Genomic DNA, 11,493 nt, shown 5'->3' with positions numbered 1-11,493 from the left:
TTGCCCGGCGTCATGCCGGACGTCTCTATGCGCTAATCCAGGGGGCGGGGAAAAAGTTTAGGGTTGAGCGCCCGAAGGTGATCGAAACTTCTTGCGAATCGAAGCCGCCGCGAGGGGATCAGCTGGAGGGGCCGCCGACGCCGTGCGCGCCAGAAGGTCGAACACCAGGCCGGCGAGGTCGTTCGCGTAACCTGCCGGGTCGAATACGCCAGGCGCACCTCGTGCGTGGCGAAGCCTCGCGCGAACGCTGTCACGCCAGGCTGGATCACGGGCAAAGCGCGTGGCCTGGGCGACGAATGCCTCGTCGGTCGCCACATTGCAATCGTCCAGGCCAAGATGGTGATTGAGGCTCCCCGCCACGCGGGCGGCCATCACTTCACCGGGACGGGTGAGTACCGGCACCCCCATCTGCAGGGCATCGGAGGAAACGGTATGCCCGTTATAGATTTCAGTGTCCAGGACCATGTCCACGTGCCGGTAGTGGCCCAGGTAGGACAGGTACGGCAACTTGGGCCGGAAGACGAGACGGTCCGGGTCCACGCCACGCCCGGCCGCCAGGTGTCGAAGGCGATCCGCTCCGCGACCAGCGGGCTCAAGAAGCCAAAGCACGCTCTCCGGCACCTGAGCCAGGACATCAAGCATGCGGGCAAAACTGCGCGGTCCCATCTTGGTCGGCTCGTTGAAGCAGCCGTATACCAGGCAAGCTTCGGCGGGCAGACCGCAGGCAACGCGCTCCGGCGGACTGGGCACCTTCTCCGGGGGCGAGGTGGGCTGGTAGCAACGCGGCAGGTAGGCGACCGATTCGCTGAAAGCATCTTGTTGATCCGGCGGCACGATGAACCGATCCACCACGATGCCGTCGAACCATGGCGCACCGGTGGTGCCTGGATAGCCTAGCCATGCCAGTTGGATCGGCGCGGCCCGATAGGAGAAAATCTCCGGTCGCCCGCCGTCGGCCCATCCGTCGACGTCGATCAGCACGTCCAGCCTCAGCGTCTGGACAAGCGCTGCGATGGAAGCTGCAGATGCCGACGAAACATCATGGATGCCGGCATAGTCCGCTGAATCAGGTACCCAGGCGGAGCCTGGAAACATTCTCGTCGCAAGCAGGTGGACATCGAACGAATGTGCCTGCAGCGAGGCAAGCATATCCCCTGCGAGTACCGTTACGGCGTGAGGCCCGAATCCTGAAGAAACGAAACCGACCTTCAGGCGAGACGATGACCCATGCCCAGGCGGGCGGAACGGGAGCGCGGCCACAGGCTTCAAAGACTTGATCCGCCCGATTGCGCAATCTCTTTGTTGCAGCGCCGTACCCGATTGAAACAACACCGACCACGGATGAACGTTGGAATCACCCGTGGCGATTGCTTGAGCCAACTGGGCCTCGAGCAACGGCAATTCGTCCCAATCGCAAGCCGAGCGCTTGAGGTCGATCAAGGCCTGGACGATCACGACGGAGGCTGGTTGACTGGCGTGACAGCCCGCCAGGGCGCCGATGGCCACTTCAACACTCTTCAGGCTTCTTAGGATATCGATCGCCATGGAGACGATCGTTGAGTCCCCGCTGGACTGTTCAGCTGCTGAAATTGCCGCGGCCGCCGCTTTATCCTCCATGCCCATGGCCATGGCCGACGCGGCGGCGGCCACCTGGACGAGAGCATGCCGCGGGTTTTCCGCAAGCAGGGATTTGGCTTCAACCCAAGCCTCCTCGGAACGACCCGTCTTAGCCAGCGCCATGACCAGGTAAGCCCTGGCCCCCACAGCTGCCCGATCGGTTGCCGCTTCAGCAAATGCATTCACAGCTTCGGAGAAGCGCCCACTGGCGAATGCGACACGGCCCTTATGGTAAAGCGCGGCGACGCGAGTGGCAGCTTGCTGTGGTGGGTTTGCTGACGTTTCTGGCCCAGTCTCAATCGCCATCGTGTTGCGGGCCATCCCCACCGTGCGGTTTCGTTGCCTTGCAGGATGACTCCTGCATTGGCAGACATCAACAAGTCCGCATGGCCCCCACGCGCGCGTTGAGAGCCTGTACCCAATGCGGTGCTCTAGTCGACCCGCACATGCGGTGAAAATCCCGGCACCTTGAACGTCGGCACAGGCAACGCCCCGTCCGCGGCCTTCACGACGCCAGTCTGGACAACGATGTCGCCGGCCTTCGGCGAGGCGGCGAGACCGGAAGGGGAATAAATCAGGCATGCCAGCGATAGCGACAATGCGGCTGTGATCGACCCAGGCGGATACCTGCGCTGCATACGTCAGCCTCCCTTGGGGATGGCGTAGCTTCCGGGAGGGGACTTCTTCGTGTCAAGGCACTTTCGCCAGGTATGAAGAGCCACCGGCGGCGTCCGATTTGTGACCTTGTCAGGACGCGTGAACCCTTGACACGAAAAAGACCATTCCAAAGAACAGAAGCAGGTAGATAGCAAAGAAGACCAGCATGGCGTCGGACAATCTGGACAGGTAGCTATCGTTGAGCGTCCTATGTTCACGCGTGACCAGGAACCTCATGGTTGCCCAGCTGCTAGCGACGCTGTTTCGCAGGAACAGCGAGGGCCTGCCCATGGCCGCGTACTTTTCTGGATGCGCTGCTTCAAGGCGATTGAAGAGCAGCTTGATCATCACGAACCACATGATGACCATGCCAAAGAGGACAAAAAACGGAACGTCTGGAAATGTTTGAGGAGCCATGCGTATCGCCTTAAACCAGAAACCATCGCAGCGGGGGTTGCCAGGTCGTAAAATGCGTGGTCGCCTTATCTGGCGCCTATCGATTGCCTTATGACGTTACGGAACGCATCGATGTCTTCGTGCGCAGCAAAGAATCGCTTGGGGACGATCTGGAACATATGGTCGGAGAGGTACAGAAGGAAAACGCTCTTGCCTTCCTTCCACTTGAGGTAGTCACTCCACGGCTTCACGCTATTGCCCTGTTCCGTGCGCGCTGCCACGCCGGCGCTCGTGACCATCATGCTGATCTCGTGCCGGAAATCTTTCCTCTGGGAATAGCTCCGACGAACTTTTCTCGGAACCCAGACAAAGGCGATGAAGGCCAGGTACGCAAGGAGGCCCGGCAAGATCCAAATCGTTGGATCTGTCAACGATTGACGACCCCCGGCAAACGAGTCCGCCATGGCGAAAACAACCAGGCCAAGTAGCAAAATGCCGACCCACGCCAAAGAGCGTCTCGGTCGCGCGTGAACCCACTGCGCAGCCATCAAATCCTCGACGGCAATTCTTCCCTTTAGCTCCATGGCCCCCGCCCTTGCTTGGAGATCGAAGCCTAGCTCCACGGCTCTAAAAAGTGAACCTGGCTCATTTCCCTCAGGATACGAGGCCGTTTGCTGCAGGTAGAAGCCAACTCGTTGGCCCCTATATCCACAACAGGAAGCGGACCTTGACGTTGACCCATCTTCGTCCAATCTTTGGCCCACGCGATGCCGAATCTATTCCCGATAGCTAGACCACGCTAGCCAAAGGCATGAGGCGCAGGCTACCGACCAAAAGAAAATGATGAACCAGTACTGCGACGCCTGCGTTGCCTTCTGGTATGCGGTGCCCAGAATTGTTTGGCCAATCCCGAAGACGTATCCATTCTTGAGGCCAGATGCAACTCGAGATCCGGTCAATAGCGCGCCCACTGCGCCGAGGAAGATTTTAAAGTACCGCTTAAACGTGTCTTGCATCTGCGGCCGCCTTTTGAGTCGGATGTGGACATCAATCCGAAATATCGCATTCATTGGCATCTAGCTGATAATCCACCGCGCTTCGATCGATAATCACGTCAAGATCGCAGTGCTTCATCGGCCCTGCCGCGAGCCGATCCGCAATGACTTGCGCCACGGCATCGGTATTGCTGGGGGTTATCGAATAGTGGTGGGAGCGCAGGTAGAAGAATATGTAGTTTTGAAGCTCCCACGACACGCGCTTCCAGGGCACCCTCCTCCATGCATTGTTCGCATCTTCGGCCACCGAGATACTCCCCTAGCCCTCTGGCGTGGAAGCAAGGACTGGACCAAGGCGGGTTTTCGCTTCGTTTGTGCAGGCTGGTATCTGTCCGCGGACGGGGTGAACCGGACAACCGGACGCAAGGTTTCACCCTGTCGACACAAGGGCGGTCTTCAGAGCTAGCCGGAAAGAGAATCAGTCGTTATCGGAGTCCGCCGTCGCGACGCGCGTACGAAGGGCTTGCACCCAGTACGGCGCCCGCGTGCATTCCTCACGCATGTGCTCGATTTCCGACTTCCAGCGCCCCAGCTCCTCGCGCGAACGGGCCACTCTAAGCACGTGATGAACCAGGTCGTTGCGCCGTTCGCGGATGCGCTTTAGACGCCGTAGCCAGCGACGGAACTCCACCAGTGTCGTGTCGCGTCGCTCGTACAAGTCTTGCACCAGTTCGTGCAGTATCGCCAACTGGTTGGTGAAATTGAGGCGGCGCAATAGCGGCTGGGAGGCAGTGGGACTGGCGTCCGGAAGGCAGGCGGCGATGCATGATTCCAGGCACGATTCGATGCGTGCAGATAGCACCATGACTTCGCCGACCAGGGCGTAGAGTTCGCTTTCTTCCGTGACTGGCATCGATGCTCCGGGCGGTGCGCCACCCTCCCGATGGAGAGTGGCGGCGTGCCGGGTTCGAAAAACCGTGAAACGCCAAACGGTCTGGGCATGGCCCACACCGGCACGCCGCCAAAAGGCGACGCACAGACGCCGCGAGTTTGTCGCGACGCCGATTGGCGTTTCAAACGGGTTTTCGAAGCCCGGTTACCTCGACCGAGGCAACCCTGTGATGGTGCCCGCCGCGACGCTGGCAGTCGATAGTAAGCGTCTCAAAGTTCGGGAACGCTTCCTATCGCAGCATGCTCAATCTGCCCGCAAGTTCAGTTACCCCGCTAAGGACAACGGTCCAGAGGTGTAGCGCACATCACGTCCACTATGTCTTCTGACCCTTAGGAACAAAGAGGAATCTGCGGGCACCCACGATCGCCATCCACAAAGCGATACCAATCTCTCCGATCGAGGCTGGCAGCATCACGAAACCCGGTACGTCGTACTGCGGAAAGAGGATGTCCGCAATGAAGATGATCAAATAGCCAATGCAACCCAGCATCAGGAAGATGCCTAGAAACTTGGGAAGAAAGCCAGACTTGAACACCAGGTAGCCGAACGGAAGCAGCCAGAGTCCCCAAAAAATTTGGGCGATGATCAGCCCGTTGCTGTAAGAGGCCAGTGACGATTGCGCACGGGCATACGTCTGATCGGCGGTGAACGCATGCTGATGGGACGCCTCTTTTATCAACGTCAGCACATCAAGCTGGTTCACTATGGCAATGATGTCGATCGGCACAGCGACAACGGCAAGAGCCACCATCAGAACGGCCATAGGCCTGTTGACTGGGCAGAGCAATTTATACAAGACAAGGGGTAGTACGAGGAAGGCCACGTGGGCGACCACGCCAGCGACAATACCCAGCCGGAACAGGGATTCCGATGCCACGATATGGTTGAACGTGGCCGCGGCATCGCCACGAACCATGACGTGCGACGGCACGTACAGGAGGCTGAATATTCCGGTCACGATGTTGACCAGATAAGCGAGGCCTGCCGTTCGTGCAGTCTTGTTTATTGAGTCCATATTCGTTGCCCCTAGTAACGTAACGCTTCAAGTGCGGACGATATCGATACCCAGAGCCGCAAGGTCATTCGTGGCCGATGCCGGCGTATGGTGCTCCACCACGAGCGTCGTGGCCATCGTTGCCGTGCCGATGACGAAGGGTGAGGCGGCGTTGAGCTTTTCGTGCGATGCAAGCACCACCACCTCGGCCGCGTGCGCGGCGAAGGCGCGTTTCACCAATGCTTCTTCCAGGTCGCCTGTGCTTAGGCCGGCTTCGGCATGCACACCCGTGACGCCCATGAAGTAGATGTCCGCACGGATGTCGGCGATGGCCTGTATCGCAGCGGCACCCACCGACACCATCGAGTGCTTGAACAGACGGCCGCCGATCATCACCACCTCGATGTGCGGGTGGTTCATCAGTTCGACGGCGATGCTTGGGCTGTGGGTCACCACGGTGGCCTTGAGCGACAGCGGCAACTCCCTGGCCAGAACGACGCAGGTGGTTCCGCCATCAAGGATGACCACCTGGCCAGGTTGCACCATCCAGGCGGCGCGGCGGGCGATGGACAACTTTTCCCCCGGATTGATTGCCTGACGTTGCACGAAATCGCCCGTGGCGGGCGAGGCCGGCAAGGCGCCACCGTGCACTCGCTGCAGGCGGCCTTCGGCGGCCAATTCCCGCAGATCCCGGCGAATGGTGTCTTCGGACAGGCCGAATTCGCCGCTAAGCGCCTTGGCCACAACCTGCCCATCCCGCTCCAGGCGGGACAGGATCACTTGCTTGCGTTGGGTGGTCAACATGGATTTCTGCACGAAAATGATTGACGTTGCACGAAACTGCACGATACGCTCCCTCCCCCTGCTTGTCCACGGGAGTTCGCCATGATTTCCACCACCGCCGACCGCGTGCGCGTGATCGACACTCAGGTGCTGTCAAACGACTGGTACCTGCTGAAGAAAACCGTGTTCGACTTCCAGCGTGCCGATGGCAGCTGGCAGCGTCAGCAGAGGGAGACTTACGACCGTGGAAACGGCGCCACCCTGCTGCTTTATCAACTGGCATCGCGTCGGGTGGTGCTTACGCGCCAGTTCCGCTTCCCTGCCTTCGTCAACGGCCACCACGGCATGCTGGTGGAAGCCTGCGCGGGCCTGCTGGACCAGGCTACGCCTGAGGAGCGCATTCGCGCCGAAGTGGAAGAAGAAACCGGCTACCGCATCGGCCGGGTACAGAAGGTGTTCGAGGCTTTCATGAGCCCCGGCTCGGTCACGGAGAAACTGTACTTCTTCGTCGCCGCCTACGACGCCTCGCACAAGGCCGGCGACGGCGGCGGCCTGGAGGAGGAAGGCGAGGATATCGAGGTGCTGGAAATTCCCTTCGACGAGGCCATGGACATGGTCCGCCGCGGCGAGATCGTGGATGGCAAGACGATCATGCTTTTGCAGCACGCGGCATTGTACATTTTTGGGCCTGCGGTATAGATCATTTCGCAGAGCGTCGGGCGGCGGCACTAGGCAAGATTGGAAACGATGGCGCGTGAGGCCAACTACTGCTTGGGCGAATGTATGCTTTCATCCATGTGCACCCTGTTGACTCCCGCCTCCGCCAGCGCGCGCAGTCGTACCGCTAATTTCGCCAGCTCCGTGCTCAGGATGTCGGGCATGACGATGTCGAAATCATAGCCAAGCCCCGCAAGCTGACGCGCAAACCAGCCCATGTCGCTATCGCTGGCACTGCTTCGCAGCAGCACTCCGTTGTCCACTGGTTCGAATAAGCCGATCGCCGGAGTGAACGAGCGCCGCGCAGTATCAAGGTCCGTACGCAGCACCACTTCGATCGCGCGGCCGTGTGGCAGCGTGGCGATGTTGCGCAGCAGCTGAGCAAGGGGATCGAAGCCCTGCGGACGCTGGAAGGTGATTTCCAGCGCCTGCACGCCAGCCACGCGATCCACCCGGAATGAGCGCAGGTCTTGCCTCAAGTGGCACATGCCCACGGCGTACCAGGCTCCTGCACGCCAGGCCAGGCCGTAGGGATCGAAATCGCGCTCGGTTTTCCCACCGCCGGGAGCAAGGTACCCCAGGTGTACGCGCAGGCGCGACTGCGCGGCGGCAATCAGCGTCATCAAGGCGGCATTGCTCGCCGGCGTACTCAACGTGGGCAGGTATTCAAGTTTTACCGTGTCGGTGATGGCTCCGACCTGCCCTTTCAGCCGCTCCGGCATCACGCGCGCGAGCTTGGCGTGCGCGCTCTCCAGAGCTGGCGCACCCTCGGCAAGACCCAGCCCGCGCGCCGCCACCATACCCACCGACAGCGCCACCGCTTCGTCGTTGGTGAACATCATCGGCGGCAGCTTGAAGCCTGCCACCAGCATGTACGCCCCGTGCCGTCCGCGCTCGGTGGTGATGGGAATGCCCAGATCCTCCAGCGTGGTCATATAGCGGCGCAAGGTACGCACATCCACGCCCACACGCGCCGCCAGCGCCGGCCCGCTCATGCGGCCGTGTGCCTGGAGCAATTCCAGGACGGCAAGTACGCGGGTGGTGGGAGCGGCCATGGCGCGATTCTAGGCCTGAATCAGGACGGAAACTGTCCTGTTTATCGCCTAGTGTCCTTCCAGACGGGGCGGGGGCCCCGCATCCAAGGATATCCACGTGAAACTTTCCACCGCTATCGGCTCGTGCCTGCTTGCCGCCATCACGCTTCCCGCCAGCGCGGGCGCCCCGGCCAAAACGGCAAGCGTGCCGATGGACACCGTGGCGCACCTCAACAATTACCAGGCCATCGAATTTCGCCGCTATGTCACCAAGGACGGTGAGCGGGCGCACTTCATTGCCTATTTCGATAGCTATTTCCCCGAAGCATTCGAACAACTCGGTGCGATGGTATTCGGTCAATTCGCCGACAGGGGAAATCCGAATCATTTCACCTGGCTGCGCGGCTTCCACGATATCAGCGCGCGGCCGGTGGTAAACGCTGCGTTCTACTATGGCCCGTTGTGGCGCGAACACCGCATCAAGGTCAACGCCATCCTTCCCGACAGCGACAACGTGATGCTGATGCGGCCGCTGCATGCAGACCAGGACATCACGGTGCTACCTGCGGTGGATCCGGTGCTGGAACCGAAGGGTGCCGGCGGCGTGGTGGTGGCGCAGATCTTCCCGGTGAAGAAGGGCAGCGAAGATGCCTTCGCGGCGAAGGCGGAAGCGGCGTTCAAGAGCTATGCGATGGAAGGCGTGCATCCGGCTGGCATCCTGGTAACGCTGGATGTACCCAACAATTTCCCTCAGTTGCCCATTCGCACCGACGGTCCCTGGCTGGTGTGGCTGGGTGTGGTGCGCGACGACGCAACGCTGTCGAAGCATCTGGCTCCGAAACTCGACCAGGTGGAACATGAGCTTTCTGCCACCGGCCTTACACGAGGGTCCGTCGAACGCCAGGTCATGGACCCCACGCCACGCTCACGCCTGCGCTGGCTGGACCAGGCACATTGAAGCAGCGGCCATGACCGATACCAGCCACCTCTGGCTATTCGTACCACTGGCCTTCGGCATTATCGTGCTGCCAGGCGTGGACATGGCCTTCATCGTCGGCAGCGCGATCACCGGTGGCCGCTCGCGCGGCATGATGGCGCTGGCGGGTATCGCCAGCGGCGGCGTGTGCCACGTAGTGATGACCTCGCTGGGCATTGGCGTGCTGGTGAAGGTGATGCCCGGCGCCTTCAATGCCTTGCTGATTGCTGGCGCTGCCTATATCGCCTGGATCGGCGTGAGCCTGCTGCGCAACCGCCGCGGATTGGCCTTGCAGCCGGACCAACACGTTCGCGACGACTGGGCCACGTTCCGCCAGGGGCTCGCCACCAGCTTGATGAACCCCAAGGCCTACCTGTTCATGCTGGCCGTATTCCCACAATTCCTGCGCCCGGAATATGGCGGCGTATGGATCCAGGCACTGATTCTGTGGCTGGTGATCGCCGGCAACCAGTGCATCGTGTACGGCGGCATGGTGTTGCTGGCAGGGCGCGTGCGCGGCTGGCTGCAGGGAAAGCCTGGCGCCAGCGTACTGGCGGCGCGGTGTGTCGGCGTGCTGCTGGTAGGCACCGCCATGTTCACCGGGCTTACCGGCTGGCAGCGCATCTAGGTCGCCGTTTCGGCATTTGTTCACACGTGTAATCAGTGCTTGACAACAACGTTTACAAGTGTGATCGTTTGCCCACCGAAGAAGGGTGGACGACATGATCAGCGATGCCGAAGCGGTATTGATGCACGCCTTATGGGCGTCTTCGCCCATGACGACCGAGCAACTGCTTGCGCAGGTTGGAGAGAACCAGGGCTGGCAGGAAGGTACGGTCAAGTCGCTGTTGAACCGCCTGCTCAACAAGGGCGCGATCAGTGCCGAGCGCGAGGGCCGCCGCTACCTCTATTCTCCCGTGCTTACCCGCGACGACTACGTCACGCAGCAGAGCACCAGCCTGCTCGACCGGCTCTTCGGCGGTCGCGTGGCGCCCTTGGTCGCGCATTTTTCCGAGCACAGGAAACTGTCGGCGCGGGACAAGGCCCAGCTGCGTAAGCTGCTCAGGGAGCTTGGCGATGAATAGCCTTGATCTGCTGCGGCAAGCCGCGTTCGCGGCGGGCATGTTCACCGCCAGCGTGGCGCTGGTGGCTTTGCTTCGCCCTCTTTTCCGCCGTTACTTCGGCGCCATCCGCGCCTGGCAATTATGGGCGCTCCCTGTGCTGGCCCTGCTTGGCGCTGCATTTCGTCCGCTGGGCCTGCATGTACCGGTGGCCCAGGCGCCATGGTTCGTCGCAGCCACGACCGCCATCGATATCCCGAGTCTGTCGGGGACGGAAGGGTCGGAGCACGATTATGCGCTCCTGGCCTGCCTGCTGTGGCTGGCCGGCGCGGCCTTGTTCGTCGTTGCGTCCGTCATGCTTCAGCGGCGCTATCGCCGCGGTATGCGCGAGGCAACGCCCCATGCCCACGATGGCCCATGGCCGGTGATGCTTGCCGCACGCGGCGACATCGGGCCCGCCGTGGTGGGCGCGTTCCGCCCGACGATTGTCCTGCCCGCCGACTTCCACCAGCGTTATTCCCCCCGCGAGCAAGAACTCGTGCTGGCCCATGAGGAAACCCATGCCGTCCGCCGGGATGGCCTGTGGTTGCTGCTGGCGCACGCGGCCGTGGCCGTGATGTGGTTCAACCCCGTCGCCTGGTGGGCGCTTGGCGCCTTTCGCCGGGATCAGGAGCTGGCCTGCGATGCCATGGTGCTCGCCCACCGCCGGCAGGATGCGCGTGTCTATGCCGGCATCCTGGTCAGGAGCCATCGGCTTTCCGCCCTGCGTTTGCCGGTCGGCAACGCGTGGGGTTCGTACCACCCCCTCACTGAGCGCATCGCCATGTTGAAGACCCAGCAAACGCGCCCCCTCGGACGCATCAGTGGCCAGATCCTCCTGGCCGCAACCGCGATGATCGTCACCAGCGCGGCATTCACCACCACCGCACCGGCACCGGCGTCCACCACGGATAGCCTTTACCAGATGTCGCTGGCCATCACACTTCACGACAAGGTCGTGGCCACGCCGAAGATCTGCCTGCACGCCGGAGAACCCGGCGCGATTTCAGGCGGCGAAACCGATGCCAACGGCCACCCGCTTTGGACACTCGCCATCACCACCACGCCCGTCGCTGGCGATACCATCAAGGTGAACCTGCGCGGCAACATCCGCAACGCAAAGGGCAAGTACGACACGGTATTTCCCAGCGTGCAGACCCAACTGGGCAGCCAGGGCAGCTGGAATTTCAGCGAGCTCGACGGCCGACCGCAAGTGTCGATCACGACGATCGCCGGATGCCCGGCGGCTGATGAGGCGCGGAAAGGTTAGTC

14 protein-coding genes are annotated in these 11,493 nt (G+C 61.5%); 5 read left to right on the top strand and 9 right to left on the bottom strand.

Going from position 1 to position 11,493, the window contains the following annotated elements; genetic code table 11:
* Window positions 1-57 precede the first annotated feature (57 nt).
* From VGM61_RS13450 to VGM61_RS13415, 8 genes are all read right to left on the bottom strand, one after another.
* Window positions 58-1,545 carry a UDP-N-acetylglucosamine-peptide N-acetylglucosaminyltransferase gene (locus VGM61_RS13450; protein ID WP_331523346.1) on the bottom strand — a complete coding sequence of 496 codons (1,488 nt, stop codon included), beginning with the start codon at window positions 1,543-1,545 and terminating at the stop codon, window positions 58-60.
* Window positions 1,546-2,048: 503 nt separating this feature from the next.
* A complete protein-coding gene (locus tag VGM61_RS13445; RefSeq protein ID WP_331523345.1) occupies window positions 2,049-2,255 on the bottom strand; it encodes a hypothetical protein in 207 nt (68 codons plus the stop codon).
* 109 nt (window positions 2,256-2,364) lie between these two features.
* Complete coding sequence (locus tag VGM61_RS13440; protein WP_331523344.1) at window positions 2,365-2,691, bottom strand: hypothetical protein; 327 nt, start codon at window positions 2,689-2,691, stop codon at window positions 2,365-2,367.
* A gap of 65 nt (window positions 2,692-2,756) precedes the next feature.
* The gene (locus tag VGM61_RS13435) at window positions 2,757-2,972 is read right to left on the bottom strand and encodes a YcxB family protein (protein WP_331523343.1); all 216 of its coding nucleotides are present in this window, start codon (window positions 2,970-2,972) and stop codon (window positions 2,757-2,759) included.
* A 745-nt stretch (window positions 2,973-3,717) separates the two neighbouring features.
* Window positions 3,718-3,972, bottom strand: a complete 255-nt coding sequence (locus VGM61_RS13430) for a hypothetical protein (protein WP_331523342.1) — start codon at window positions 3,970-3,972, stop codon at window positions 3,718-3,720.
* A 171-nt stretch (window positions 3,973-4,143) separates the two neighbouring features.
* Complete coding sequence (locus tag VGM61_RS13425) at window positions 4,144-4,578, bottom strand: hypothetical protein (RefSeq protein WP_331523341.1); 435 nt, start codon at window positions 4,576-4,578, stop codon at window positions 4,144-4,146.
* A gap of 352 nt (window positions 4,579-4,930) precedes the next feature.
* Complete coding sequence (locus tag VGM61_RS13420) at window positions 4,931-5,632, bottom strand: DUF4386 domain-containing protein (protein WP_331523340.1); 702 nt, start codon at window positions 5,630-5,632, stop codon at window positions 4,931-4,933.
* Between the two features lie 27 nt (window positions 5,633-5,659).
* The gene (locus tag VGM61_RS13415) at window positions 5,660-6,457 is read right to left on the bottom strand and encodes a DeoR/GlpR family DNA-binding transcription regulator (protein WP_331523339.1); all 798 of its coding nucleotides are present in this window, start codon (window positions 6,455-6,457) and stop codon (window positions 5,660-5,662) included.
* A gap of 39 nt (window positions 6,458-6,496) precedes the next feature.
* On the opposite strand from VGM61_RS13415, the gene VGM61_RS13410 reads away from it, so the two are divergent.
* Entirely contained in the window at window positions 6,497-7,093 is a 597-nt protein-coding gene (locus VGM61_RS13410; RefSeq protein WP_331523338.1) for an NUDIX domain-containing protein, read from the top strand.
* Window positions 7,094-7,158: 65 nt separating this feature from the next.
* Here the strand turns inward: VGM61_RS13410 and VGM61_RS13405 are convergent, their stop codons facing one another.
* Window positions 7,159-8,166: a YafY family protein gene (locus tag VGM61_RS13405; RefSeq protein WP_331523337.1), complete on the bottom strand. Its 1,008-nt coding sequence runs from the start codon at window positions 8,164-8,166 to the stop codon at window positions 7,159-7,161.
* Window positions 8,167-8,263: 97 nt separating this feature from the next.
* Here VGM61_RS13405 and VGM61_RS13400 point away from each other — a divergent pair, with 97 nt between their 5' ends.
* From VGM61_RS13400 to VGM61_RS13385, 4 genes are all read left to right on the top strand, one after another.
* Entirely contained in the window at window positions 8,264-9,103 is an 840-nt protein-coding gene (locus VGM61_RS13400; protein WP_331523336.1) for an NIPSNAP family protein, read from the top strand.
* Between the two features lie 10 nt (window positions 9,104-9,113).
* Window positions 9,114-9,749 (top strand): LysE family translocator, encoded by a 636-nt coding sequence (locus VGM61_RS13395; protein ID WP_331523335.1) that lies wholly within the window; start codon window positions 9,114-9,116, stop codon window positions 9,747-9,749.
* 94 nt (window positions 9,750-9,843) lie between these two features.
* On the top strand, window positions 9,844-10,206 hold the full coding sequence (locus VGM61_RS13390) for a BlaI/MecI/CopY family transcriptional regulator (protein WP_331523334.1): 363 nt from the start codon (window positions 9,844-9,846) through the stop codon (window positions 10,204-10,206).
* Window positions 10,199-11,491 carry a M56 family metallopeptidase gene (locus VGM61_RS13385; protein ID WP_331523333.1) on the top strand — a complete coding sequence of 431 codons (1,293 nt, stop codon included), beginning with the start codon at window positions 10,199-10,201 and terminating at the stop codon, window positions 11,489-11,491. Before VGM61_RS13390 ends, VGM61_RS13385 begins: the two co-directional genes overlap by 8 nt.
* The last annotated feature ends 2 nt before the right edge of the window (window positions 11,492-11,493 follow it).

It is taken from the genome of Pinirhizobacter sp., from assembly GCF_036499745.1.
In the GTDB taxonomy this organism is placed as follows: domain Bacteria; phylum Pseudomonadota; class Gammaproteobacteria; order Xanthomonadales; family Rhodanobacteraceae; genus Pinirhizobacter.
The sequence above is the reverse complement of the archived record's forward strand: the minus strand, read 5'-3'. Positions and strand labels throughout refer to the sequence as shown.

Coding starts and splice junctions, on each gene's coding strand:
- VGM61_RS13450 (WP_331523346.1), bottom strand. CDS start 1,545: ATGGCGATCGATATCCTAAGAAGCCTGAAGAGTGTTGAAGTGGCCATC.
- VGM61_RS13445 (WP_331523345.1), bottom strand. CDS start 2,255: ATGCAGCGCAGGTATCCGCCTGGGTCGATCACAGCCGCATTGTCGCTA.
- VGM61_RS13440 (WP_331523344.1), bottom strand. CDS start 2,691: ATGGCTCCTCAAACATTTCCAGACGTTCCGTTTTTTGTCCTCTTTGGC.
- VGM61_RS13435 (WP_331523343.1), bottom strand. CDS start 2,972: ATGATGGTCACGAGCGCCGGCGTGGCAGCGCGCACGGAACAGGGCAAT.
- VGM61_RS13425 (WP_331523341.1), bottom strand. CDS start 4,578: ATGCCAGTCACGGAAGAAAGCGAACTCTACGCCCTGGTCGGCGAAGTC.
- VGM61_RS13420 (WP_331523340.1), bottom strand. CDS start 5,632: ATGGACTCAATAAACAAGACTGCACGAACGGCAGGCCTCGCTTATCTG.
- VGM61_RS13410 (WP_331523338.1), top strand. CDS start 6,497: ATGATTTCCACCACCGCCGACCGCGTGCGCGTGATCGACACTCAGGTG.
- VGM61_RS13405 (WP_331523337.1), bottom strand. CDS start 8,166: ATGGCCGCTCCCACCACCCGCGTACTTGCCGTCCTGGAATTGCTCCAG.
- VGM61_RS13395 (WP_331523335.1), top strand. CDS start 9,114: ATGACCGATACCAGCCACCTCTGGCTATTCGTACCACTGGCCTTCGGC.
- VGM61_RS13390 (WP_331523334.1), top strand. CDS start 9,844: ATGATCAGCGATGCCGAAGCGGTATTGATGCACGCCTTATGGGCGTCT.
- VGM61_RS13385 (WP_331523333.1), top strand. CDS start 10,199: ATGAATAGCCTTGATCTGCTGCGGCAAGCCGCGTTCGCGGCGGGCATG.